The following is a 26878-nucleotide window of genomic DNA, read 5'->3' on the forward strand; positions in this document are numbered from 1 at the left end:
ATGCACCTAAATCTTGTTTCAATCCCTGGTTTAATAATTTACAACTCAATTCAGGCTAAGCGTTGTTCTGCCAGGTTGAGTTGTCTGAGCATTTCGTCGACAGCGCTACTATCGGGAAAGCTTAACTTTGGAACGAGTTCCCTGTAATAGGCAATTCCACTTAACAACTGATCTTTAAACTTAGAGAAATACTTGTCTTTTTTAGCTGTCAGCTCCTCCAGATGAGCAGCAATGTCTTTTTTCAGGTAATCGACATAAAGGTTAAGCTCATTTACAAACAGGTTAGGACGCATGACGTCTGCGAGGAGGTTTTCCCTTCCGTAAATATGGTTGATCATCTCTTTAAGAGCGTATTTGGAATGAAAGAAAGCCAGGTTTGGCCCCGGACAAATGCTCACTGCTTTATTTTCTCTGGGTTTTAATAGGCTTGCCTTTAGATAAGCAGAAGCGCATAAACCTTCACATAAACATACTTTTTCGGTAACCGAATCAAATTGTTTCTGGTAATCGCTTTGAGAAAGCTGCAGGCCCTGCAGTTGCTTTATTTTTAGATTTTGATATTCTCTGGATGCAGTACAAATCGGCAATTCAGTAAATTCGGTGTTGGTACAGAGGAATTTCTTGGTACATGGACTTCCGGGCCGGCCTTTTTCCAGGCGTTGTATCCTTTGTTGTTCCGCAGTACTTTTCCTGAAGTTATTGAAAAGCACTCCCAAAGGAGAAGAATTACTCAGGTAATAATCATCCTCCCTCGCGGTAATCAGGTCGTTCAGGGTATCGTTATCTACATTTGTGGCTTCAGGCACCAATAAAAACGGGCTTCCCCAACCTGTGGCATCCAGCTCATAATAATTGAGTAAGAACTTATGTTCTTCTGCAGTACCTATTCCACCTTGTGCGGTAATGCGTTGTACTGGTCTGGCGATTTCAGAAAGGGTTTTATTGTTCAGGGCAGCACCATACATTTGATACAGTTCTTCTGCCAGTTCCTGGCGTTTTTGCTTAAATTCTTCCAGAATAGGACCCAATAAAAATCCTTCTGTAGCAAAAGCATGTCCGCCGCAGTTCAAACCAGACTCTACCCGGAATTCGGAAACCCATAATCCTTTTTTAGCCAGCATCTTCGCCTGGATAAGTGCAGAACGGAAATCGCTGACTTTAAGAATGATCTTCTTTTGTAGTTTTCCATCAGCATCAGGATAAAAGGCATTGCATTTTTCCATATAGGCATACAACCGGGGATTCAGGCCCGCGGAAATGATTACTGAAGAATTCAATGTGCTGCTGGCAAAACCACGCATGGCTGCCAGGGCATCCGTAAAGTCATCTCCTGCATATTCCTGATTGGCCTTATAGTTCGCTTTATCAACTTTAGACATGATGTTCACGTCTATTGTGCCTGGAACCATTGCTTCAAGCAGTTGTTTCCGGAGCGCTGCATTAAAAGCGGAAGTAGCTAAACCGGAACTTCCAGAACCGGAAGTTTCTGAAGCTTTCATTTTATCATATTGCTGTTTTAGGATAGAAGTATCCGGCAAAAGCTCAAAATATCTTGACAAGTCCGTTCCTTCTTCGAAGGTTTGGGTTTTCAGGGAGGCGAATTGTTCTTTGACCAGCAGGTCTAACAGGTTCAGGTAAGCCGTAATTCTTTTCGCCCTGCTGTCTTCCTCTTTTTTAGAAATCAAGGTATATCCTCCAACTGTCTTTTCCTGATGGTATTTTCTCATTCGCTCCGTCAGTTCATCGTCTACGATGGAGACAACAGAAGAGATGCCATATCTGGCCACTTTTAAGGGAGTGTCAATGGAATAGCCTAAGCCTAAAACTGGTATATGAAAAGTATGGTTCATTTAATATAAAATAGCAGGGTGAATCGCAAAAGAACACACTATTTCGATTTAAAAACATGATATTAGTCACACTTTTGCATGATTAGGGTTATCTGTCAACTGCAATCGTATAAACTATATTTGTAAAAAATAAAAGATGGAACAGGCAAGGTTACTTAAGGCAATCATCGAAACAGCCATTGACGGGATCATTACCATTGATAATCGGGGCAGGATAGAAAGCCTTAATCCGGCAGCACTGAGGCTATTTGGGTATGCTCTGGAAGAAGTAAAGGGAAAAAACATTTCTGTTTTAATGCCTGAGCCTGACAGAAGTGGCCATGACGGTTATATTTCCAGATACCAGACCACTGGAGAAAAAAGGATCATCGGGAAAGGAAGAGAAGTAAAAGGACTGAGAAAAGATGGAAATACTTTTCCTTTCAGGCTGGCAGTGAGTGAAGTACAATATGAAGACCGGGTCATTTATACCGGATTTATACATGACCTTTCCAGAGAAAAAGAAGCTGAAGAACGCCTTCGTGAATATGCAGCAGAATTGGAAGAACTGGTAGAAGAACGGACCAAATCCCTCAAAAAAACGGTACGTGCCTTAAGTGAGGCAAAAGAAGAAGTGAGTTTATCCCTGGAAAAGGAAAAGGAACTGAATCAATTGAAAAGCCGGTTTGTATCGATGGCCTCCCATGAATTCAGAACTCCTTTGAGTTCTGTCCAGCTTTCTGCTTCCCTGATCGATAAATATGCTGAGCCTTACGACAATAAGAACATCAGAAAACATGTCAGCAAGATCAAAAATGCAGTAGGTAACCTCACTACCATCCTGAACGATTTCCTATCCCTGGAACGTCTGGAAGCAGGACGTGTGGAGCCTACATTTACGGCTTTTGATCTGGTAAAGCTTTCAGAAGAGATCACTGAAGAAATGCAGATGATCGCCAAGCAGGACCAGAACATCATTTATCAGCATACCGGATTGCAAAGTATGGTCTTACTTGATCCTAACCTGCTTAAAAACTGTATGATTAACCTGATTTCCAATGCCATTAAATATTCAGGCGAAAATACGTTTATAGAATTCAATACAGAGATCAACGATCAGCAATGTATTGTAACGATTAAAGACAATGGCATCGGGATTCCGGAATCTGACCATAAATACCTGTTTCAACCCTTTTTCCGGGCCCACAATACCGGGAATATCCCGGGTACAGGTCTGGGCCTGAATATTGTTCAACGCTACGCCTCTTTGATGAAAGGTGAGTTGTATTTTGAAAGCCGCATTGATACCGGGACTAAATTTGTCCTGTCTTTCCATAAATAAAAAAACCAAAACATAAGGATGAAGAAGATACAGATACTCATTATTGAAGATAACGACGACATTCGGGAAAGTACTGCGGAGATCCTGGAATTGGCCAATTATGAGGTATTACAGGCCAGTAATGGCCGGATAGGTGTTGAACTGGCCGGTTCCCACCTGCCTGACCTGATCTTATGTGACATCATGATGCCGGAGCTGGATGGTTATGGCGTATTGTATTTACTCAATAAAAATGAGCAGACTGCTGCAACCCCTTTTATCTTCCTGACGGCCAAGGCGGAACGTCTGGATATGCGTAAAGGAATGGAGATGGGAGCTGATGATTACCTCACCAAGCCTTTTGATGATGTCGAACTGATGAATGCGATAGAAAGCAGGCTGAGCAAAAGAGAAAAACAACAACATTTTTATAGCCAGTCTCTGGAAAAACTCAGCGCCCTGTTCAGTAATTCTTCCGGTTTGCAGGAACTGGAAAAAATAATTGCCGCCCGTAAGGTCAGGACCATTAAAAAGAGGCAGATTGTCTATTATGAAGGAGACAATGTTTCCGGAGTTTACCTCGTGATGCAGGGGAAAGTGAAGACTTTTAAACTGAGTGAAGATGGGAGGGAACTGCTGACAGGTATGTACGGGCATGAAAATTATTTCGGAGTGACTTCCTTATTGTTGAATGCTCCTTATACCGAAACGGCAGAAGCTATGGAAGACAGTACGGTTTGCATGTTGCCAAAGGATCTAATGGAAGATCTGCTCAACCGTTATCCGGATGTGGCCAGACAATTTATCGAAATCCTTTCCAATAACCTTCAGGAAAAAGAAGAACAATTGCTTCAGCTGGCCTACCATTCTGTAAGGAAACGCATGGCCGAAGTACTGGCCAGGCTGTGCAAACAGGAACAGGAGGGGACCGAAATGATCCTGCGTATTTCCAGGGATAACCTCGCTGCAATGGCAGGAATGGCTACAGAGACCGTAAGCAGGATCCTGAGCGACTTTAAAGACGAAGGGATTATCGAAAGAAAAGGAAGTCAGATCGTTATTCTTGACCAGCTTCGCCTGCAACAAATGAAAAACTGATGAGGATCACTTTTTAGGCTGACCAAACTCATTCCCACCGCCTCCTCTTCATGCTAACTTTGATTATTAAATAAATCGAACCTGCATGAGAGTTGTCGCATATAGTATAAAATCTTTTGAAAAAGAACCGCTGGCCATTGCCAATAATAAAAAGCATGAGATCACGCTGATCTCTAATTCACTGAGCCCGGAGACTGCTTCTTATGCCGAAGGTAAAGAAGCAGTCATCGTTTTCAACGAAGAGGACAACGTTTCTGCTCTGGTGATCAACAGACTGGCAGACCTTGGGGTAAAATTCATTGCTACCCGCTCTACAGATACCACACATATTGATACCGAGGCTGCCGCTTTAAGGAGCCTCAAGATCGCCAATGTTCCACTGGCTTCTTTATCAGGACTCAGCGCCAGGGAACTGCCTATGGCCCTGGCCATAGAAACGATCATCAATCTGGACAATTGGCAACAAAACCGTTGCCTGGGCGATGCCTGTGTCTGCTCCAGAGCATGCGATCAGGCAGGTAGCAAAGTGCACATCAAAGGACAACCTCACCAACATTAATATGGACAGCATCGTTTCAAAGTATCATGTTGCCGCCCCGCGTTATACCAGTTATCCAACCGTTCCTTATTGGGATATGTCGGATTTCAATGCAGAAAACTGGGGAAAGGCCGTTGCTCAATCTTTTAAGGAAAGCAACCAGGCAGATGGAATCAGTGTATATATTCACCTTCCTTTTTGCGAAAGTTTATGCACCTATTGTGGCTGCAACACCAGGATCACAAAGAACCATACCGTGGAAGAGCCTTATATTGAGGCTGTACTGAAGGAATGGCAATTGTACCTGAACCTGTTTATCAGCAGGCCACTGATCAAGGAACTACACCTTGGCGGAGGTACGCCTACTTTTTTCAGTGCTGCAAATCTGAAATTGCTGATCGAAGGTATTCTTAAATATGCAGATCTTCATCCGGATGCAGAATTTAGTTTTGAAGCGCATCCTGGAAATACCAATCCGGAACATTTAACCACCCTCAATCAGCTTGGATTCAGAAGGCTTAGTCTTGGAATTCAGGATTTTGATCCTCATGTTCAGCTCATCATCAACAGGATTCAAAGCTATGAACAGGTGGAAGAGGTGACTTTGAAAGCGAGAGAATCAGGATACACGTCCATCAATTATGACCTTATTTATGGCTTGCCAAGACAAAACGTTGCGGGTCTTTCTGATACCCTGGATGCCGTTGTAAAGTTAAGACCGGACCGCATTGCCTTTTACAGTTATGCTCATGTACCATGGGTAAGGCCAGGCCAAAGAAGGTATACTGAAGCGGATCTTCCTTCTCCGAAACTGAAACAGGAACTATATGAACTGGGGCGTACAAAGCTGAAAGAGGCTGGATATATCGATGTGGGCATGGACCACTTTACACTAGCCACAGATAGCTTATATGGGGCTGAGATTAAAGGAAAGCTGCATCGTAATTTTATGGGCTATACCCATCAGTACAGCCAGCTGATGGTGGGTTTAGGCGTATCATCAATCAGCGACACCTGGTCTGCATTTGCACAAAACGTAAAAAAGGTAGAAGATTATATCAGTATTGTAAATGAAGGAAAGTTGCCTGTATTTAAAGGCCACCTGCTGACCGAAGAAGACCTGGTCATCCGCAAGCATATCTTAAACATCATGTGCAAGGGGCATACGTCCTGGAGCAAAACTGAAGAACAATCTTCGGGATTAAAAGAAGGTTTAACGCGGATGCGCTGGCTGGCCCTGGATGGTTTGGTCCTGATGTCGGAGGATAACCTGAGGGTAACACCTTTAGGTAAAAGATTCTTAAGGAATATATGTATGGCACTGGATGTCAGACTTTGGGCCAATCAGCCAACAACGCAGTTGTTTAGCCTTACAGGTTAGGGCAGCATTGTCATCTGCTTAAGCAGATCATCATCTCTTAGATTACGGCTCATCAGCCAGTTCAAAATAAAACAGAAAATACCACAGCTCGTTTTAAACCCTTTAATGCACCTGTAAAAGGGAGCTGTGGTATTTAAAACGAGCTGCTTTGTTTGATCTTGTACTGCATCAATTGTCCGATAGAAGATGCTCTGGAAATGGCATTATCGGCAATTGGGCCCTCAAAATTTGCACTGATCGTCGCTTCCCATATTTTCATCCATTGTTCAAAGTGTTCCGCATGTAAAGGCACTTCTTTATTTAAAGCAATATGCTTTAACATCGGGTTTCCTTTATAGGTTACCACATCTAATAAGATCGTTTCCCAGAACGCGACCATCACCGGAATGTGTCTTTCCAAAGAGAAATCAGCAGCCTTAAATACCGGCCCGATTACAGGGTCGGTTAAAGCATTGCTGTAGAAAGTATCTACCAGAAAACGAATGTCATCACTGTCTTTAATATCTCTTTTTTTATCTATGCGCTCTTTCATTCCTTGCTTAAAATATGGTCTTTTCTTTACTCCTTAAAGTTACGGTTTTTATCTTCCTTAAAGGCGGAATAACCTTGGTATATTGCCTTTGATTGCTATATTTACGTTATTTTAACAGAGCGCCTAAACCAGGTGGTTCGATAGTAGCTGAGTTTTAAATAAGCCGGTCAAAACAAGGAAAAAAAATATGAAAGCTGAGGAAATTATAGCGTTAATCGGGAAGTCGGTTAAGCAGCCTGAAGTGCAAAAAGTAATGGCGTATTACGGCTTAAAAAAGCCCAGGTTGTCTGGATATGAGTCGGTTAATGTCTTTAGCGACAAGATGGGGATCAGCATCGACTTCTTACCCACAGAGAGCTATGAAACCGAATATGCAGATTCCGCTATTATGCTTAAGGGAAACAGCGCAGACCATGACGAACCAAATATGGAGCTCCTTGTAGCGTGCATTACTTTTGAGAAAAACTTCAAAGAAGGATTGCCTTATCAGCTGAAATTTAACGAAAGCAGCGAACAGCTTGCTGAATTGGGAAAACCTCAGCAAAAAGAGAAAAACGGGGATGGATACAACTGTTTTTTTCTGAACGGTCAGCACCGGATACTGACCTCTTTTGCTCAGGATAAAACACTTCGTTTTTTAAGGATATGGCCCATCAGTAATGAAATCAAAAAAGCCATAAAGAGAAAGGAAATCGCTGCAAGGCAAAGTAAGAACTTAAAGCCGGAGGCATTACCTGCGTTTGATCATTTAAATCTGCAGAATCCCATTTTGTTATGGGAGGAGCGAAGGCTGGCTGGTGAGGAACTGTTTTCGGATGTGAACCTGCAAGCCTCCGGCCTGGCATTGGATACCTTTATTGATAAAATAAAAACGGCAACGGCAGAACGTAAAGCAAACAAAATCGGGACTGCCATAAAAGAGGTGGTGATGGCCTTTAACCGGTTAAATGAGAAGTATCAGCATATAGATACCCTGGAGAGAGAAGAACTTTGCCGTTTTATCGACCTGGTGATCAGTACATCCGGATATGAACTCGAAGAGGGAGAGGATGTAACTGAAGAATGGAGGCGCTGGTAATTACCTGCAGTCGGCAACTCCTTGTCCGGCTCCCGCAGGGCTCAGATAGGGAATGTTCAATTCCAGTCCCCTGAAAATAAACCAGATTCCAAGGCATAACATAAAATAAGGAACGACCCTGTTGATCCTCCTGCGGAGCAAAGCTCCTGTAAAGCCCATACTTAAGGTAGCGATAAACATCAGTGGGAGGGTCCCCATTCCGAACCAGAACATATAGGTTACCGAACTGCTGATATTTCCGGTATTTAAAGCGCCGGCCATGGCCAGATACACAAAACCACAAGGCAGAAATCCGTTGATGATTCCAATGATCAGGTGGTTGGCCTTATGCTTCAACGCATAATTAAAGGCTTTATGAAAAGGCTTTAGGAAAAAGGAAGGGGTGTTTTTGAACACCTGGAATTTGAATAACCTGGAAGATGCAGCCATGACGATCAGTATACCACTAAAGATGCTGACCCCCTGCTGAAATCCGGCCATCCAGATCTGCTCACCGATCAGGCCGATCATCAGTCCCAGGAAGCAATACGATACGATCCTTCCCAGCTGATACACGAACTTGTCCAATACCAGAAATGCCCATCCCTGTTTCAGGGAGGGCACAGCGAAGGCAAGGGGACCGCACATACCTATGCAATGTACGCTCCCCAGCAGTCCGATCATGAAAGCAAGTCTTTCCGTACTCATTTGATCATGACCTCCTGCTCATCCAAATAGGATTTACCTGCACTATTCCATGTAATGATCAGTTTCCATCTCCCTTTAGCGATCTCCTCCGAAGGGATGACCGACCTGTACTGAGGGTCTGTTTTGATCATAATTACCTTGTCCATCCGTTTATCTGAAGGACGTACTATTTTTACTTTTCCTTCTGCAGCTTCCTTAAACGTCAGCGAGATTTCACCGGGCAATACCTGAATTTCCGGCGCCGCATGATCTGCTTTCACCTGTTCCTTCCGGTTATAGTCTGCATCGTAATTCAAGCCTTTTTCATAATAATCATTATCCACAAGGGCATCTGGTGTGCTGTTAAACATCATTACAGCCAGTACGATAATGAAGGTCATAAAGGAGACCATGCCTATTACTAATTTCGTTCCCCAGTTCCATTTCATCTGCTTCATCGTTAATTGGTACTATAAATTAATCGTTTATTGGTGCTATAAATGTCGTCTCAAACCTGTCCAGAACTTTTCCCTCTGAGACCAGTTTGAAACCGATATCTGATTTGTACTTCTTTAACCTGCGCTCTGGCATGATCACAAAGAAGGTCAGCTTGGCCACACCGCCATAGGCGATGGAATCCGTTTTCTGGATATACAGGATCTTTGTGGCCGGATCATCAGGGATGATTTCAAACTTTAAAGACCTGTTGGTTTTATTGATCAGTTCGGCATTGTATAAATTGCTCACTTCCTTTTCTTTTTCCCGTAACTGGTAAAGTGTTCCCCCGGCACGTAAAATCGTGGTTTTAACCTCACTTCTTACGATCAGAAGGTAGCTCAATACGGCAATTAAAACCAGTAGAACCCCGGTATAGGCATATACCCTTTTGTTGAGTTTGAACGCTTGTTTGCTCTTGATTTCATCTTCAGATTTAAAGCCGATCAGGCGGGTAGGGCGCTGGATTTTCTCCATCACCATGTCACAGGCATCTATACAGGCGGTGCAGTTCACACATTCCATCTGCGTCCCATTTCTGATGTCGATGCCGGTGGGACAGACCTGTACGCAAAGTTTGCAATCGATACAATCGCCCAACAGGTTTTCTGCTTCCTTGACCCGTTTCCCGCGGGGCTCCCCACGTTCATAATCATAGGCCACAATCAGGCTCTGGTTGTCCAGCAATACCCCTTGCAAACGTCCGTAAGGACACACTACGGTACAGACCAGCTCCCGCATTCTGGAAAACACCAGGTAAAACACAACCGTAAACACACAGATGGCAATAAAGCCGGTCAGATGTGCCGATATGGGTTCGGTGATGATGCTGATCAGTACGGTAGAGCCGATCAGATAGGAGAGAAAGATATTGGCGATCAGAAAAGATATCACCAGGTAAATCCCATGTTTCAGTGCTTTCTTGAATACCTTTTGTCCCGTTAATGGCCCATCGTCCAGTTTTTTACGTTTGTGGTGATCGCCCTCAATCCAGATCTCTATCTTCCGGAAAACCATTTCCAGAAAGATCGTCTGGGGGCATGCCCATCCGCAAAAGACCCTGCCAAAGACCACAGTGAAGAGCACAATGAACACAATAAAGATCAGCAAAGCCAATACAAACAGGTAAAAGTCCTGAGGCCAGAAAATGACCCCAAAGAACACAAATTTCCGTTCTAAAATATTCAGAAGGACCAATTGCTCCCCATTTAACTTAAGAAATGGGGCAGCAAATAGTAAGGTCAGAAAAAAATAACTGACCACCGAGCGGTATTGATATAACTTTCCCTTGATGATGTGAGGATAGATCCATTTACGGCTCTTTCCATCATCGGTGAGGGTGGAGATCTGATCTCTGAATTGTCCGGGACTTTGCGACGACATATTAATCTTTTTTGCCCTGAGGTGCTTTCGCTCCTGCAGGATTACTTCCTTTTAATGACAGCACGTAATTGGTGATATCGGAGATTTGTTTGGCATTCATGGATTTCTCCCAGGCCACCATTCCCTTCTCAGGAACACCATACTTAATGGTCTTGAAGACCGCTTTTGCGCTTCCGCCATGTAGCCAGAACTCATCCGCCAGGTTAGGGCCTACGCCACCTTCTCCATGTTCCCCATGACAAGGGGTACATACGGTTTTAAACAATGCAGCACCTTTCTGGATCATTTCTTTATCCGTACTCTGCTCCATATTGTTTTCATTGATCTGAGGACCGCCGGCACCTGGTTTCTGAAGGAAAGCAATCCTTGCTTCTTCAGCTTCCTGCAGCTCTATCGCATATTCTTCTTCCTGTGATTTGCCCCAGTTGAAGACATGGTAATTGAACATATAGCCGATGGCAAAAATGATCGTTCCATAAAAGAGGACGCTAAACCAGGCAGGAGTAGGGTTATCTAACTCAGCGATGCCATCAAATTCATGGTCCATCATGAGGTCTTTCTCCTCTGCCATAGGTTTTAAGCCCATCAGTTTGGTCCATATAGAAGGCTTATCTTTTTCTGCTGCTTCGCGTTGTTCCGCCAGCAGACGGAATTTTTCTTTTTCTTCTGCTGTTGCAAACGGGGAAGGGCTGATGCTTTCCTTAATAAAGATTTTGATTACTTTCAATACCTGTAAGGAAACGATGAGGATGCTTGCTGCAACAAACAACAAGGCCCAGATAAGTAGGTCTGCCATTATTGATCGTCTTTTAAAGGTAATTCACTCATATATTTTATTTCGTCTTTTTTCATGGTCAGCAAAAGGATGCCGACCAGTAAGAAAAAGAGCATGAAAATTCCCAGAGAGGTGAGTAAATACACCTGGCTTCCATCTACTTGATTTAAAAATTGCTTAAACATGGTGTTGTTGTTTAGGTTTTACTTTGCTTTAATATCCGTTCCCAAACGTTGCAGGTAGGCAATCAGCGCAACGATCTCTTTATCACTTTTCACTTTGATGTTGTTCTTCTGCAGGTCGTCAGCAATCGCCTTTGCCTGTTTGTCCAGGTCCCTGTTGGCTTTATGCTCATAACCTTCTTCATAAGGAACCCCTAAGCTGCGCATTGCATTGATCTTGCTGATCGTGGTTGTCGTGTCCAGTTTCTGGGTGATCAGCCATTCATAAGGAGGCATGATACTTCCCGGCGACATGGTCTGCGGATCCAGCATGTGGTTGTAATGCCATACATTACCATATTTACCACCTTCGCGCTGTAAATCAGGTCCGGTTCTTTTGGAACCCCATAAATGTGGATGGTCATAAACAAACTCTCCCGCCTTACTATATTCACCATAGCGCTCTGTTTCTGAACGGAATGGACGGATCATCTGAGAGTGACAACTCACACAACCTTCACGGATGTATAAATCGCGTCCCTGTAACTCCAAAGGAGAATAAGGTTGTACGCTTGCAATCGTCGGGATGTTAGATTTGATCGTGAACGTAGGCATCATTTCGATCATTCCGCCAATCAGGATCACCACCAAAGAAAGCACCATAAATACCATAGGTTTACGCTCCAGTACACGGTGTAGCTTTCTTTCAGATCCTTGTGGAACATAATCTTTAGCCAGTGGCATTGCTTCAGCAGCCTCATTGGCCACCAGTTTACCTGAACGGACTGTTCTGATCAGGTTATACGTCATCACGATGACTCCGGCAAGGTATAAGGCACCACCGATAGCCCTCAATACATACATCGGAAGGATCTGTATGATCGTTTCCAGGAAGTTTGGATACCTCAGCATGCCATCAGCAGTAAACTCTTTCCACATCAGTCCTTGTGTGAAACCTGCGAAATACAAAGGCACGGCATAAAAGATAATTCCCAGTGTTCCGATCCAGAAGTGGAAGGAAACCAGTTTTTTAGAGTATAATTCTGTTCTGTAAATGCGGGGGATCAGCCAGTATAAAATACCGAAGGTTAAGAAACCATTCCATCCTAAAGCCCCGACGTGTACGTGTGCTACGATCCAGTCGGTATAGTGTGCAATGGCATTGATCTGTTTCAAAGCCAGCATAGGGCCTTCAAAAGTAGCCATACCATAAGCCGTAATACCAACAACCATGAACTTCAGTCTGGAATCTTCCCTTACCTTATCCCATGCACCACGGAGTGTCAGTAATCCGTTGATCATCCCGCCCCAGCTTGGTGCAATCAGCATAATGGAGAAGGCCACCCCCAAAGACTGGGCCCAGCTTGGCAAAGACGTATATAATAAATGGTGCGGACCAGCCCAGATGTAAATGAAAATCAAAGACCAGAAGTGAAGGATACTCAGTTTATAGGAGTATACCGGACGCTGTGCCATTTTAGGAAGGAAATAATACATCATTCCCAGGTAAGGCGTGGTCAGGAAGAAAGCAACTGCATTGTGGCCATACCACCATTGTACCAGTGCATCCTGAACTCCTGCAAATAAATAATAACTTTTAAAAGCAGATACCGGAAGCTGGAAAGAGTTCACAATATGTAATACCGCAACTGTTACGAAAGTGGCGATATAGAACCAGATGGCCACATACATGTGTTTTTCCCTTCTCTTAATAATTGTACCAAACATATTGATCCCGAAGACTACCCAGATCACCGTAATGGCGATATCTATCGGCCATTCCAGCTCTGCATATTCATGCGAGGAACTGAATCCTAAAGGGAGGGTGATTACCGCAGAAACAATGATCAGCTGCCAGCCCCAGAAGTGTATTTTACTGAGTACATCACTGAACATCCTCGCTTTCAGTAGTCGCTGGAGAGAGTAATAAACACCCATAAAGATGGCGTTACCCACAAAAGCAAAGATCACCGCATTGGTGTGTAATGGCCTGATCCGGCCGAATGTCGTGTACTGGGAGCCCATATTTAATGCAGGCTTGAAGAGCTGCATGGCAATGAGCAATCCGACCGTCATTCCGATGATGCCCCAGACGATGGTGGCAACTGCGAAGTTCCTGACGATCTTGTTGTCGTAGTAAAATTTATCAGTCATGTTAAAATAATGAGTGGTTGTTTATTGTTTGTAAAATTAGGGCGGTGTGTGTGACTATAGAATGACGCGGATTGCAGCTAAGTGTGATCCTCGTCACTTTTTATATCAGTCTTGTCTGCCGGAAGCTCATCATCGAACAGCATCCGTACCGATGGGGTATAGGTGTCGTCATTCTGTCCCGTTCGGCTGGCCCAGAAAAACGCGGCCAGGAAGATCAGTGCCAGCAGAATACTGCATCCGATCAGAAAGTAGATGATGTTCATAGCAAATTGTTTTTTCTCGCATACAGTCTGGCTGCAATGCTGGTGAATAAAATGATCGTAACCGTGCTGATGGGCATTAACACCGCTGCAATGAGTGGGGAAAGCATGCCTTGCACCGCAAAGTATAATCCTAAAGCATTATAGGTGAGTGAAATGGCAAAGCTCATATGGATCACTTTTACCCCATCTTTTGCCTGTTGAATAAACTGTGGTATTTTATGGAAGTTTGCCCCGTCAAGGATGGCATCACAGCCTGGCGAGAAGTTGTTGATATTATCGGTTACTGCAATGCCCAGATCGCTTTGTTTCAGGGCTCCGGCATCGTTCAGGCCATCTCCGAACATCAGTACTTTCCTGCCTGAAGCCTGGAGGTTAACGATATAATCCAGTTTGTTTTGCGGGCTTTGCTTAAAATGCATTTGCTGCGCACGGGGGAAGAAAGGGACGAGGGTTTGCTTGTCCTGGTCCTGATCACCCGACAACAGGTGCAGATCTGCATCCTTGCCCAGTTTGAAAATGAGGTCTTTAAAACCCGATCGCCATTGTTGCTGAGCGCAAAAGAAACCCCGGTATTGCTCATTAATAATGATATGTACAACAGCTCCCGGGGCATTGGTTTTACTTTCCAGTCCGAGGAAAGAAGCGCTGCCTAATTTCAGCGTGTTTCCATTTACCGTTCCGGTGATTCCTCTGCCCACTTTTTCCATGTATTTTTTTACCGGGTATAAAGCCGGTCTGTTCAGCCATTTTACCAGTTCCCTGCTCAGGGGGTGTCCGGAATTTCGGGCCAGGTCATTGACCAGTTGTTTTTCTGTATCACTCAGTTTTCCTTCAAAGCTGAACCCTGTTGCCTCAGGATTGGTAATCGTACCTGTCTTATCAAATACATAGGTATTGATGCGTGCGAGTTCTTCCACCACAGCGGTATTTTTCAGGTAGAATTTATTCTTATCGAAGATGCTCAGCACCGCGGCAAGGGTAAAAGGAGAGCTCAAAGCCAGGGCGCAGGGGCAGGCAATGATCAGTACTGCCGTAAAAGAAGCCACTGCCTTAGCCGTATCACCTTTAAAGAACCAGAATCCGGCAGCAGCAAAGGCAATGCTCAACAGCACAATACTGAAATATTTACTTGCCCGGTCGCTAAAGGTTCTGATCCGGTTTTTCTCTCCAAAAAAGGCTTCATTGTTCCACAATTGGGTCAGGTAGCTTTGAGATACCGGTTTTACAACCTCCAGCTCCAGCGCACCTGAAAGCTGTCGGCCTCCCGCATAAACGACTTCTCCCAGAACCCTTTTTACTGGTAAGGATTCGCCTGTAACGAAGCTGAAGTCCATTTCTGCATCTCCTTTTAACAGGATGGCATCAGCCGGGATGATCTCATTGCTGCGGATCAGGATCCGGTCGCCGACACTCAGCTCATTCAATGGGATCGGTCTTTCTCTTCCTTTTTCCATCAGCGTTACTGCAACAGGGAAATAAGAACGATAATCTCTTTCAAAGGAAAGGTGGTGATAGGTATGTTGTTGCATCCATTTTCCAACCAGCAGGAAAAAGACCAGTCCACAGAGGGTGTCTACAAAACCAGCTCCTGTATTGCCGACGATCTCCACGATCGATCGGATAAACATCACAGTGATCCCTAAAGCAAGGGGAAAGTCCAGGTTTAAGATCCCGTTTTTTAAATTGTTCCATGCCGAAATGAAGTAATCCCGGCCACTGTAAAACACCACAGGAACAGAAAAGGCCAGGTTCATCCATCCAAAGAAAGATTTAAAGTCCTGATCCAGGTTCGTGATCCCAAAATAATCGGGGAAGCTGAGTAGCATCACGTTGCCAAAGCAGAAACCCGCTACGGCAATTTTGGTGATCAGGTTCCGTTCAGAATGATTTGATTTCTGTTCTTTGACCACATCCTGTAAACTGATCAGGGGCTCATAGCCAATGGAGGACAAGGTTTCCACAAGCTGTCTTAAAGAAAGCTCCTGGTTTTTATAAGTAACCACTACCTGTTTCTTGAGGAAGTCAATTCTGGATTGCAGGATGGTGGGTTTGATTTTATGAAGGTGTTCCAGCAGCCAGATGCAGGAACTGCAGTGGATGGCAGGGATATAGAAAGTGATAACGCTCACTCTTTCGTCGCTGTAATCCAGTAAATTGGCTGCGATTCCTGCTTCGTCAAGGTACTCAAAGTGTTGAGCGCCATTCTTTTGCGTTTGTCCGGGGACATCGTTATAGGCGTAGTAATTGCTGAGGTCATGGCTCGACAGGAGTTGATATACTCCCTGGCATCCCAGGCAGCAAAAATGCTTGTTATCCAGTACGTAAGGGCTTTTTGGAAGCTCGTCACCACAATGGTAACATTGGGTTTCCAGGGCTATGGTTTTCTGTGCTAACATGAGGAAATTTGATATTTCCAAAGTTCCCTCTTCCCTTTAAGTATAAATATGACGAGCGTCACGTTCCGCCCTGATACAAATCAGGAACTGGTGAAGCCATCATGGATGACCGATGAAAAATAGAAGTTATGACATCTTTTAAAGTAATTTTAAATATGAAAATTAAAACTCCCATATTTATATCTTTAATGGGAGTATAAAAGGTTTTATACGCCCCTTGAAAACAACATTTACTAAAGAAAAACAACAGGATACCAGATGAATTATAGGGAAATATTAGACCAGTTGAGGTCGCATGTAGCAAATGTATTCCATGCGAAGAACGATGCCAGACTTATATATCATAACCTAAACCATACCGAGCAGGTGGTCGAAAATGCAGTGAAAATTGCCAACCACTATCGGCTTTCTGACGAGGATTTCTTCATTGTGACTGCAGCAAGCTGGTTCCATGACCTGGGATACTTTTTTGATTGTCAGAATCATGAGGCGAGCGGTGCGGGGCTGGCAACAGAATTCCTGAAAGAAAAAGGGGTAAGCTCGGAGGTGATTGATAAGGTTGTTAACTGTATCCTGGCCACCAAAATGCCCCAAAGTCCGGAAGACCTTTTAGAGCAAATCGTTTGTGATGCAGATCTTTATCATTTGGGTAGCAACAGCTTTAAAGAAAGAAACAAACTCATGCGTAAGGAAGCCGAAGCTTTCTGCTCCAGGACATTGGATAAAGACGAATGGAGACTGAAAACCATTACCCTCTTTAAAACACACCACTACCATACTTCTTATTGTCAGAATCTGCTGAATGCAAAAAAAGCAGAGAACCTGGCCGAACTGGAACACAAAGCCCAGGAAGCACAAAAAGAAACCGCAATTGTTCCTGTAGACCATAAATCTCCTGAATCTGCCCAATTTTCGGAACCACTGGAAATCAAAAAAGATAAAAAGAAAAAGAGCGAGCGACCGGAAAGAGGAATTGAGACCATGTTCAGGATCACTTCTACCAACCATCAGCGGCTCAGTGATATGGCTGATAATAAGGCGCATATCATGATCTCTACCAATTCTATCATCCTGTCGGTGATCCTGAGTATCCTGCTGAGGAAGCTCGAAGATAACCCGCACCTGATTATCCCGACCTTAATCCTTCTGGTGATTTGCGTGGTGACCATGGTTTTTTCTATCCTTGCCACACGTCCATCCATTCCGGAGGGCGTTTTTACGCCACAAGACATTACCAATAAAAAGGTAAACCTGTTGTTCTTCGGTAACTTCTACCGCATGAGCCTTCCTGATTATGAAGGAGGAATGATCAAAATGATGGAAGACCGGGATTTCCTTTATGGAAGTCTGATCAAGGATCTTTATTCGCAGGGGGTAGTCCTGGGCCGTAAATACCGTTTGTTAAGAATTGCTTACAACGTATTTATGTTTGGGATCGTGATCTCGGTAGTGGCCTTTATTCTTGCTTCATTCCTGGTTACCTTATAATATGGAACCTGCTTTTTTTAACCGGGATTTAAGCTGGCTGAGCTTCAATGAGCGTGTGCTGATCGAAGCTTCTAGGCCTGCTGTGCCTATTCTGGAGCGCATTAAATTCCTTTCAATTTATTCTTCCAACCTGGACGAATTTTACAGAGTGAGAATGCCTGTGCTGATGTGGGACTTTGAACTGGCGAAAACCAGGGTTAACCTGCAGCAGCAGAAGTTTGGGGAGATCATGGTGCAGCAGATTCTGCCTGAGCTGGAAGCACAAAAGGTCCATTGGTTATACAACAAACCTATTCCGGCAGTCATTTCTACCCAGATCTCTGACATCTTTTTTAACGAAGTGCTGGCCTACATTCATTCGGTTTGTATCGACCGGGACCTGACAGATTTCTTTGCCGAAAACAATAAGCTATATCAGGTCATTATATTAAGGGATAAAGAAGAGAAGGAACGTCTGGAGCTGATCAGTATTCCTTCGGAAGTCCTGCAACGCCTCTATGCCATCCCGCTGGGAGAAGAGCAATATGTGGTATTTCTGGAAGACATCATTAAACATAACCTCGCTTATCTCTTTCCGAATGATGTGGTTCATGGTGCTTTTAACCTCAAAATCACCCGGAATGCGGCGTTAAAAATAGGGCAGGAGTATGCCGAAGACATCACTATTGCCCTGGAAAAACAACTCGAGGTGCGTGATTTTGGCTTTGCCACCCGTTTCCTTTATGAGCCGGGAATACCACTTAGAAATTTGTATCGTGTAATTCATGCCCTGAACCTGCATAAAGCAGCTGTGGTGGAAGGTGGAACATACCATAATTTAAAAGACCTCAATAGTTTTCCTTTAGACAATAAACAGTTTGGCTACCCGAAATGGCCGGCTTCAACAGCAATCCATATCGACGAAAACGATACGCTTTTTAACAAGATCCTGCAGAAAGACATCCTGATCAATGTGCCTTATCAGAACTATGATGCCGTTCTTCGCTTTTTCAATGAAGCTTGCAACGATGTTTCTGTGGAGGAGATCTATGTGACCCTTTACCGGGTGGCCAGCAATTCCAGAATTGTCAATGCCCTGATGACTGCCGCGAAAAATGGCAGAAAAGTCGTGGTGTTGGTAGAGCTGAAAGCACGTTTTGATGAAGCAAATAACATCAAATGGGCCAAGCAGATGAAAGCTGCGGGAGTAAGGATTGTCTATAGCAACCTGGACCTGAAGGTTCATGCCAAAGTAGGCCTCGTGAAAAGGAATATCGAAGGAGAAACACAATACCTTGGCCTGCTGGCTACAGGAAACTTAAATGAAAGCACCGCGAAATTCTATACAGATCATATCCTGCTTACTGCCCATCAACCGATGTTACAGGAGCTGGAGTCCTTGTTTGGCTTTTTGAGCAAGAAAAAGAAAAGCCCTGCCGATGAGGACCAGATCTCATTTGAACACCTGCTCGTGGCGCAGTTTAACCTGCAAAAGACCTTTCTGGACCTGATCCAGAGAGAAATTGACCATGCAAAGGAAGGGCTTCCTTCAGGGATCATCATCAAAATGAACAACCTGGAAGAACAGGTGCTCATCTCTAAATTATATGAAGCGTCTCAGGCGGGGGTAAAAATACAACTCCTCATCCGCGGTATTTGCTGTCTGATCCCAGGGCAGGAAGGATTAAGCGAAAACATTAGTGTGAGGCGGATTGTTGATCGTTATCTGGAACATGGAAGGATCTTTATCTTCCATAATAAAGGAGCGGATGATACCTTTCTTGGTTCGGCCGACTGGATGAACAGGAACATTTATAGCCGTATTGAGGTGTGTTTTCCGTTATATGACGCTGAGTTGAAACGTCTGATTATGGAAATTATTACCTTGCAGCTTCAAGATAATGTACAGGCGGTAAACATCAGTTCCACCATGCAGAATGAAGAGCTCAATGGTTCACCTGCTTTGCGCTCTCAGGAAGCCATTTATCAGTTGTTACAAAAGTTCAATGCTAATTAACGAACGTATTTTATGAAAAAAGTCTACACTAAATTATTCTATATTCTTCCGGTTCTGGCCCTTTTTGTTTTTTATGCCTGCAAACCTATAGCTTCTAAATTCAGTAGCCCTGCCGGTTATAATCTGGAGAAACCTGATAAATTCAACATGCCTGAAAGCCTGTTGGAGATCTCTGGAATTGCCTTTTACAAAGGACAACCCGATACCATTTATTCTATTCAGGATGAAGATGGAAAAGTATTCCGTCAGAAATGGGACATTAAAGATCAGAAGAATGTGCGTTTTGCCCCTAAAGGTGACTATGAAGACATCGCCATCTTTAAAGAAAAGATCTTTGTATTGAAAAGTAACGGACATCTTTTCTCCTTCCCTTTTGCTGAAGCGGTAAAAGAAGAGGCAGAAAACGTGAAACACAGCAAAGGATTGGTTCCGAAAGGAGAGTATGAAAGCTTATATGCCGACGAAGAAACGAGTAAGGTATATATACTATGTAAATCATGCCCGGTAGATAAGAAGAAAAAAACAACAACAGGATATGTACTCAACTATCAGTCTGAGATCGATAGCCTGGTTCCTGAAAGCACTTTCAGTATAGACCTGGAGCAGATCAAAACGATGAATTCTAAGCTTAAAGCGAGTTTAAGCCCATCTGCACTCACCAAAAACCCGAAAACCAAAGAATGGTATATTCTGGCATCAGCCAATAAATTGCTATTGATTGCGGATGAAAACTGGAAGGTGAAAGCGGTTCACCGTTTGAGTTCTTCGCTTTATAACCAACCGGAGGGCATAGCCTTCGACAAAGACCTGAACCTGTATATTTCGAATGAGGGAGATGAGCTGACCAATGGCAATATCCTCAAGTTTAAATATACGGCCGCGGGTAAATAGTACGGAAAAATAAATAATACAACAGATGCAAGCGATCACGCTGGATTTAAATAATAGTATTGTTGGAGCGGGAGAGAAACCGGTTGTTGCAGATATAAAGCTGTCGCTGAGGCCATTTATTGCCTATGTGGAGAACATGGCGAATACGGATAAAACTGCTAAAATCAATTTTTATAAATACATTCTGGAACAGTTTAAGCAATTCCCTGAATTGCAGGAGCCGATACCAATGGAAAATGTCCATCGGTATAATGTGCTTTTTGAATTGATCTACACGGCATTGTCGCCGATTATAAATGAAGAAAAAGAGCATTTATGGGCCATCAGTACACCCTTGATGCCCTGTTTTCATTATGGAACAAATGCTTTTTATAATATCCTGATGGAGCCTTCTACCTGCACACTGAAAGCGGATTTAAGTCTGCCTTCAAAGCTGGAAATGGAAAAAAGCCTCCTGTCCGCATTTTATAACCTGGTGCTCCGCCGCTTTTATAATTTCTCACTCACTGCAAACGAGTTTACCGTTAAATCGATCATCGATCCGGAAACAAAACTGCCTAAGTATTATCGTTTAATCATAGATACCCGGTTTCTGGACATTACCGCGAAGGTGGAAATGCCGGTATACGACCTCAATATCGTGAAAGACTATATTCAGGATGAAAACAATACGATAGACATCTTAACAAAGTTGATTCCACCGGAAATCTTTAGCATAGAAGGGATTTCTATTGTCACGATGGTGGATGTGACGGGGGAGTATGTCCTGGAATCGATCAAAAACATCATCATTGAACACCATGAGTCGAAGAATGTAAACCATAGTAAAGAAATTGCTACTGCCTTAAAGACCCTTGTCGGGACTGAAAAGCTGGAGTTTGGAATGCTGCCTTATACTAAGCTGAACAATAAGCTCCTGGTGAATGAAAAATCTGGGTTTTACAGTACATTGATCAAACTGGCTGAAGAAGATGGCTGGAAGTATGAAGATGAATTAAGCCTTATTGATGAATACCTGAGCAATCCCAGGACCATGATTTTTCCGGAAATTACCGAAGAAGATCAGCAGAAATACCCGATGCTCCGCCTCCTTTGGGCCAGGGGAATCAAGGCTTATGCCCTCTTTCCCTTATATTACAATGCGAAACTGGTGGGATGCCTGGAATTGTATACCGAAGATCCAACTAAGTTTAATGGAAGTACCCTGACAAAAATTGACCTTGCCTTTCCATTACTGGCACAGTTGTATCAGGACATCATTACTGATTTCAATCAGGAGATCTCCGAAATTGTAACCGATAAATTCACAGCCCTGCAGCCTTCTGTAGAATGGCGTTTCCATCAGGCGGCCTACAATTACCTGCAATCCGGAGGTAAAGCAAGGAACCTGCCCGTAGAACCTGTTTTCTTTAAAGATGTACACCCTTTTTATGGAGCGGTAGACATCAGGAATTCCAGTGTGCTCCGTAATATGGCGGTTAGAAAAGACCTGTATGTACACTTCGAAATCCTGGAAAAAACACTGGATGTAGTGAAGGAAAAGGTTTGCCAGATGCCCGATGAGGACATTCCGCCACAATATCAGATCTGGAATAAAGAACAGTTTGAAGACCTTTCTGACCGTGAGATCTTAAAGACAGAAGACTACCTGCAACGCCAGATTCCATACGCACTGACCCATTTAATGGAAACCTATCCGGAGCTGACCGAAACCGTAGACGAGTATTTCAGACTCACTGCGATTGACGGGAAGAGCTACGAGCACAGAGACCGTTACGAAAAAAGCCTTCAGATGATCAATCTGGCTGTGACCAGGCATCTGGATGAGTTTAACCGGGAAATTCAACGCATTTACCCTTGCTATTTTGAGAAATTCAGAACAGACGGGGTGGAATTTGACATTTACCTTGGCCGTTCTATTGCACCAGATAAGGAGTTTTCGGAGGATATCCTGCACGAATTCCGCCTGAAACAATTGAAAGTCCTTGCAGAAGTGGCACAGACGACCTTTAGTCTGGCGCCTTATTTTTCCCTGCCTCTCGAAACAACACAGCTGATCTTTGTCTATGAAAAACTGATAGACATCAGTTTCAGAATTGATGAACAACGTTTTGATGTAGAAGGAAGTTATAATATCCGTTACCAGATGGTGAAGAAAAGGATTGACAAAGCTCATATTAAAGATACGATGGAGCGCTTAACCCAACCCGGAAAGATTGCAATTGTATACTTTAACAGCTGGGAAGCGCACGATTATGTAGGATATATTAAAACTCTTCAGGATATTGGTCTTTTAAATGACGATCTTGAGTATCTTGATATTGAAGAATTACAAGGAGTAGAAGGATTAAAGGCCCTTAGAATAGGGGTAACGCTTAAACATTAACATCAACCATGCGTTTTAAAAAGGAGCTGCAAGCGGCATTATTAGTAAACCTGGCTCTTGTAGCCATTGCTTCGCCTGGCATCGCACAAAATGCGGGTAAAGCGGACTCAATTACAGTGGCAATTGCACCTGAATATGATAAAGTGAGTGGCTTTCACCGCTTCTGGCTGGGCGAAAGCTACCGTAAAATATGGGCCACACCTGTCAAGTTGCGCATCATGGACCTTCAGAAAGAAAAAGGAGGACTCACGATCGTTAAACTGGGAGGAGGAATGCAGACACGGTCCCTGCGTCTTAAAGATGCTGCCGGGAAAGAATGGGTGCTGAGAACCGTTCAGAAATATGCCGACAGGAGCCTGCCGGAGAACCTGAGGGCCACTATTGCCAGAGACATCACTCAGGATCAGGTGTCTACCAATCACCCTTTTGCTTCCCTGATCGTTCCGACACTGGCCGGAGCACTGGACCTGGCACATGCAAAACCTGAAATTGTCTATGTAGGGGATGATCCCGGATTAGGCGAATACCGTAAAGACTTCGCAAATGCAGCCTATGTATTTGAAGAAAGGTCTCCATTTGAAGAGAAAACGGACAATACAGAGAAAACACAGAAGAAAATTCTGAAAGATAACGATACCCGTGCAGACCAGAAAATGACCCTCAGGGCACGTTTGCTGGATTTCCTGCTGGGAGATTGGGACAGACATGAAGACAACTGGCGCTGGTCGGTAGAGAAAACCAAAGATGGGACAACCTATAGCCCGGTCCCGAGAGACCGTGATAAAGTGTTTTATAAAACTTCAGGGGTATTTCCATGGGTGCTTACTCATCAATGGTTAAAGTCGCATTTACAACCTTATTCCCCAACCATCAGGGATGTAGAACACTGGAACTTTAATGAACGGTATTTTGACCGATTCTTTTTAAATGAACTGACCGAGCAGGATTGGAAAGATGAAGTGAAACTGGTGCAGTCTAAAATGACGGATGAACTGATCGCCAAATCCTTCCGCGAAATGCCGGATCCTATATTTAAACAGTGTGGAGCTGAGCTGATTGGCAATTTTACCTCAAGGAGAGATCAGCTCGAAACACTGGCCCTGAAATACTACAGGTTCTTATCGATTAATGTAGACGTTCCTGCCTCAGATAAGACAGAATACTTCGATGTGAAACATCAGGAAGATGGAACAGTAAGGCTGCATGTATATAATATTAAGAAGGATGGCACCAAAGGACGTCTGTTCTTTGACCGTACTTTTGACCCGCTCGTCACCAAAGAAATCAGGTTGTTCGGATTGGGTGGCAAGGATGTTTTTGATGTCCATGGCAAAACAAATTCCCCGATTAAAGTCCGGATGATTGGTGGTAATGAGGAAGACCAGTTTAAGGTGGCAGATAATGTCGGCAATAAATCAGGACTCTTTATCTATGACCGTAAAGACGAAACAAATGAACTCCCTCAGAATGGATTTGCTAAACTGAGACTGGCAAAAGATACCGCTGTGAACCAGTTTAATAAAACAGGATTTCTCTACGACCGGTCCGGGGTGCTGTTTGACCTGAACTATAACATCGACCAGGGCGTACAGATCGGACTGGGTTATATCATCGAAAAACAAGGGTTCAGAAAGGAACCTTATGCGTCAAAACAGGAATTCTGGGCACATTACTCTACCGGAAGAAAGTCTTTTATCCTGGATTATGCAGGTGATTTTAAGAAAGCAATCGGTAACAATGACCTGAAAGTGACGGTCAATATGTTGGGGCCGAATAACTTAAGTAACTTCTTTGGCTTAGGGAACAATACGGATTATGTGAAAGAAGATGAAGATCACCATGGGGAGGAAGAGAACGATAAAGAAGACGGAATTTCCTACTACAGAAATCGTTATGATTACCTGAATGCCAATATAAAGCTCAAAAGAGACCTTGACAAATTCTGGAGTGTGGAAGGTGGTTTGTTATTATCGTATTATACAAGCAGCCGCTCAAGGAATGAAGAACGCTTTCTCTTTGATTATGACCAGGCAAATCCGGGAGAGGATGTGTTTTCTAACCGGTTCTATGCCGGTTTAACTGCAGGATGGTCTTATGATACCCGCGATAACATCGCCATTCCTAAAAAAGGGGTTTTCTGGAAAACCACCATCTCTGCCCAGCAGAGGGTCTCAGGAGAAGATCAGCGCTATGGAATTGTGACTTCGGAGTTCCGCTTTTACCTCAATCCCTGGAAATCCGGACTGGTGATCGCCAACAGGATCGGTGGAGGAACCACAGTAGGTGATCCTGCCTTCTTTCAACACATTCAGTTGGGGGGTGTAAACAGCCTTCGCGGCTTCAATAGCCGAAGGTTTACCGGACGCACAGGAGCATACCATAACCTGGATTTAAGGCTGAAGTTATTCAACTTCACCTCGTATCTGGTTCCCGGAACAGTGGGGATGATTGGTTTTAATGATGTAGGCAGGGTATGGCAGCCAGGAGAATCCAGCGGCAGATGGCACCACGGTTATGGCGGTGGTTTATACATCATGCCAGGTGATCAGATCCTGATTCAAGGGACGCTGGGTTTCTCTAAAGAGGCTACAATGCCTTATTTCTCAATAGGTTTTAACTTTTAACCCGAAATTATAAAAGCAAAGGGAAACAAAGTCCGCCCGAAAGCGTTCTATTGTTACTAAATAACGTTACAAATTATATCATCAAATGAGAGTATTTAAAAGCTTTTTGCCCGTTACTTTATTGTTGCTCAGCACACAAGTGGTAAGCGCACAATTTAAATTGCCGACACTTCCTTATGCAACCAATGCACTGGAGCCCGCTATCGATAAGCAGACCATGGAAATTCATTACGGTAAACACCATGCTGCCTATGTAAGCAACCTGAATGGAGCCTTGAAAGGCGCTTCAGCAGAAGGGAAGTCTTTGGCTGACCTGCTGGCGCAGGTTTCTAAATATCCTGCTGTGATTAGAAATAATGCAGGCGGACATTTTAACCATAGCATGTTCTGGTTGATCATGACACCGAAACCTAAACCGGTTTCTCCTGCGTTTTTGAAAGAAATCAATGGTACTTTTGGTACAATAGATAAGTTTAAAGCCGCTTTTGCAGATTCAGCAGCTAAGAGATTTGGCTCAGGATGGGCATGGCTGATCGTTCAGAACGGAAAATTGAAGATCACTACTACAGCAAACCAAGACAATCCTTTGATGGATGTAGTGGCAGAGAAAGGGAAACCAATTCTGGCACTGGATGTTTGGGAGCATGCTTATTACCTGAAATATCAGAACAAAAGACCGGATTATATCAATGCATGGTGGACTGTGGTGAACTGGGCAGAGGTAGAGAGAAGGTTTAATGAAGCGAAAAAGTAAGCATGTCTGTTCGCAGACTGAAATCCTTGCCCTGAAGAAGGGCAAATATTTCGAGGTCTGCTCACAGAACGCATACTTTTTCTTGCGCCAAACCTGAGAGGGGGGCTATTGAAAAAGTGATTTAAAAAACCGTATCATTTTCAAATGATACGGTTTTTTTTATGGTGCGCCCGGCACGGGCGCAAACTCTAGGGTGTAAGTCCCGAACGCACCTTGGTAGTGGGAAGCGTTAACTTAAGGCAAGGGTGTCCTCCGTGAGGAGGAATCTAAAGGAAGCCGGCGGTAAATCTCTGGCCTGACGAACAGGAAGCAGATGAGGCAATGACATGTGGGTGAGTTTGCCATACAAAACGAAGCCCTAAACTACCCGAAACATGTTGTTGTAGATCTGACAGGTAGATGGAGAGAAAGTTTGCGTTCTTACCCGGGGAGATCTGATCAATCGTTGCCGGAGAGAGAAGCGCCTCTTGAAGGAACAAGGATATGTAGTGATATATGTCCGGTTCATCAGAAGTCAGCAGAAGCCATAGTACCTTTTTTTTTAGGGAAGGGCTGAACATTAAACGTCCGAGTGGACACTGGAAATGGGTTGATCGTAAAGAAAGCAGAAAACTCTGAATGGAGTGCTGCCTTGTGAGGAATATGCTGGAAGCAGAAAGGTAACAGGGA

21 protein-coding genes are annotated in these 26878 nt (G+C 43.9%); 11 read left to right on the forward strand and 10 right to left on the reverse strand.

Annotated features, from left to right (window positions below; translation table 11 throughout):
• Nucleotides 1-50 precede the first annotated feature (50 nt).
• The gene (locus tag BUC20_RS25270) at nucleotides 51-1850 is read right to left on the reverse strand and encodes a hypothetical protein (RefSeq protein WP_073234701.1); all 1800 of its coding nucleotides are present in this window, start codon (nucleotides 1848-1850) and stop codon (nucleotides 51-53) included.
• Between the two features lie 136 nt (nucleotides 1851-1986).
• Here BUC20_RS25270 and BUC20_RS25275 point away from each other — a divergent pair, with 136 nt between their 5' ends.
• From BUC20_RS25275 to hemN, 4 genes are all read left to right on the forward strand, one after another.
• The gene (locus tag BUC20_RS25275) at nucleotides 1987-3171 is read left to right on the forward strand and encodes a PAS domain-containing sensor histidine kinase (RefSeq protein ID WP_073234704.1); all 1185 of its coding nucleotides are present in this window, start codon (nucleotides 1987-1989) and stop codon (nucleotides 3169-3171) included.
• Nucleotides 3172-3189: 18 nt separating this feature from the next.
• Complete coding sequence (locus BUC20_RS25280; protein ID WP_073234706.1) at nucleotides 3190-4248, forward strand: response regulator; 1059 nt, start codon at nucleotides 3190-3192, stop codon at nucleotides 4246-4248.
• Between the two features lie 85 nt (nucleotides 4249-4333).
• Complete coding sequence (locus tag BUC20_RS25285; RefSeq protein ID WP_073234709.1) at nucleotides 4334-4807, forward strand: Rossmann-fold NAD(P)-binding domain-containing protein; 474 nt, start codon at nucleotides 4334-4336, stop codon at nucleotides 4805-4807.
• A gap of 1 nt (nucleotide 4808) precedes the next feature.
• Entirely contained in the window at nucleotides 4809-6167 is a 1359-nt protein-coding gene (gene hemN, locus BUC20_RS25290) for an oxygen-independent coproporphyrinogen III oxidase (RefSeq protein ID WP_073234711.1), read from the forward strand.
• 133 nt (nucleotides 6168-6300) lie between these two features.
• On the opposite strand, the gene BUC20_RS25295 is transcribed toward hemN, so the two are convergent.
• The gene (locus tag BUC20_RS25295) at nucleotides 6301-6699 is read right to left on the reverse strand and encodes a group III truncated hemoglobin (protein WP_073234714.1); all 399 of its coding nucleotides are present in this window, start codon (nucleotides 6697-6699) and stop codon (nucleotides 6301-6303) included.
• Nucleotides 6700-6886: 187 nt separating this feature from the next.
• Between BUC20_RS25295 and BUC20_RS33625 the strand changes: the two genes are divergently transcribed.
• Entirely contained in the window at nucleotides 6887-7777 is an 891-nt protein-coding gene (locus tag BUC20_RS33625) for a hypothetical protein (RefSeq protein WP_084529270.1), read from the forward strand.
• Here BUC20_RS33625 and BUC20_RS25305 read toward each other — a convergent pair whose 3' ends face one another.
• From BUC20_RS25305 to BUC20_RS25335, 8 genes are all read right to left on the reverse strand, one after another.
• The gene (locus BUC20_RS25305) at nucleotides 7778-8464 is read right to left on the reverse strand and encodes a sulfite exporter TauE/SafE family protein (protein WP_073234716.1); all 687 of its coding nucleotides are present in this window, start codon (nucleotides 8462-8464) and stop codon (nucleotides 7778-7780) included.
• Nucleotides 8461-8901, reverse strand: a complete 441-nt coding sequence (locus BUC20_RS25310) for a FixH family protein (protein WP_234994599.1) — start codon at nucleotides 8899-8901, stop codon at nucleotides 8461-8463. The genes BUC20_RS25305 and BUC20_RS25310 overlap by 4 nt, the downstream gene beginning before the upstream one ends.
• A 19-nt stretch (nucleotides 8902-8920) precedes the next feature.
• Nucleotides 8921-10321 (reverse strand): cytochrome c oxidase accessory protein CcoG, encoded by a 1401-nt coding sequence (ccoG, locus tag BUC20_RS25315; RefSeq protein WP_073234719.1) that lies wholly within the window; start codon nucleotides 10319-10321, stop codon nucleotides 8921-8923.
• Between the two features lies 1 nt (nucleotide 10322).
• Nucleotides 10323-11117: a cbb3-type cytochrome c oxidase N-terminal domain-containing protein gene (locus BUC20_RS25320; protein ID WP_073234721.1), complete on the reverse strand. Its 795-nt coding sequence runs from the start codon at nucleotides 11115-11117 to the stop codon at nucleotides 10323-10325.
• Nucleotides 11117-11281, reverse strand: a complete 165-nt coding sequence (locus tag BUC20_RS34120; protein ID WP_200801020.1) for a hypothetical protein — start codon at nucleotides 11279-11281, stop codon at nucleotides 11117-11119. The genes BUC20_RS25320 and BUC20_RS34120 overlap by 1 nt, the downstream gene beginning before the upstream one ends.
• A gap of 18 nt (nucleotides 11282-11299) precedes the next feature.
• A complete protein-coding gene (gene ccoN / locus BUC20_RS25325; RefSeq protein ID WP_073234724.1) occupies nucleotides 11300-13411 on the reverse strand; it encodes a cytochrome-c oxidase, cbb3-type subunit I in 2112 nt (703 codons plus the stop codon).
• Nucleotides 13412-13488: 77 nt separating this feature from the next.
• Nucleotides 13489-13674: a cbb3-type cytochrome oxidase assembly protein CcoS gene (gene ccoS / locus BUC20_RS25330; protein ID WP_073234727.1), complete on the reverse strand. Its 186-nt coding sequence runs from the start codon at nucleotides 13672-13674 to the stop codon at nucleotides 13489-13491.
• On the reverse strand, nucleotides 13671-16070 hold the full coding sequence (locus BUC20_RS25335; protein ID WP_073234730.1) for a heavy metal translocating P-type ATPase: 2400 nt from the start codon (nucleotides 16068-16070) through the stop codon (nucleotides 13671-13673). The genes ccoS and BUC20_RS25335 overlap by 4 nt, the downstream gene beginning before the upstream one ends.
• 258 nt (nucleotides 16071-16328) lie before the next feature.
• Here BUC20_RS25335 and BUC20_RS25340 point away from each other — a divergent pair, with 258 nt between their 5' ends.
• From BUC20_RS25340 to BUC20_RS25365, 6 genes are all read left to right on the forward strand, one after another.
• Nucleotides 16329-17558, forward strand: coding sequence for a Pycsar system effector family protein (locus tag BUC20_RS25340; protein WP_073234733.1), 1230 nt, complete (start codon nucleotides 16329-16331; stop codon nucleotides 17556-17558).
• Between the two features lies 1 nt (nucleotide 17559).
• Nucleotides 17560-19554 (forward strand): polyphosphate kinase 1, encoded by a 1995-nt coding sequence (ppk1, locus tag BUC20_RS25345; RefSeq protein WP_073234735.1) that lies wholly within the window; start codon nucleotides 17560-17562, stop codon nucleotides 19552-19554.
• Nucleotides 19555-19566: 12 nt separating this feature from the next.
• Nucleotides 19567-20445, forward strand: coding sequence for an SdiA-regulated domain-containing protein (locus tag BUC20_RS25350; protein ID WP_073234738.1), 879 nt, complete (start codon nucleotides 19567-19569; stop codon nucleotides 20443-20445).
• A 25-nt stretch (nucleotides 20446-20470) separates the two neighbouring features.
• Entirely contained in the window at nucleotides 20471-22831 is a 2361-nt protein-coding gene (locus BUC20_RS25355) for a GAF domain-containing protein (RefSeq protein ID WP_073234741.1), read from the forward strand.
• An 8-nt stretch (nucleotides 22832-22839) separates the two neighbouring features.
• Nucleotides 22840-25455 carry a BamA/TamA family outer membrane protein gene (locus tag BUC20_RS25360; protein ID WP_073234745.1) on the forward strand — a complete coding sequence of 872 codons (2616 nt, stop codon included), beginning with the start codon at nucleotides 22840-22842 and terminating at the stop codon, nucleotides 25453-25455.
• Nucleotides 25456-25540: 85 nt separating this feature from the next.
• Nucleotides 25541-26209 (forward strand): superoxide dismutase, encoded by a 669-nt coding sequence (locus tag BUC20_RS25365; RefSeq protein ID WP_073234748.1) that lies wholly within the window; start codon nucleotides 25541-25543, stop codon nucleotides 26207-26209.
• Nucleotides 26210-26878 lie beyond the last annotated feature (669 nt).

The sequence above is a fragment of the Pedobacter caeni genome, assembly GCF_900129215.1.
GTDB lineage: Bacteria > Bacteroidota > Bacteroidia > Sphingobacteriales > Sphingobacteriaceae > Pedobacter > Pedobacter caeni.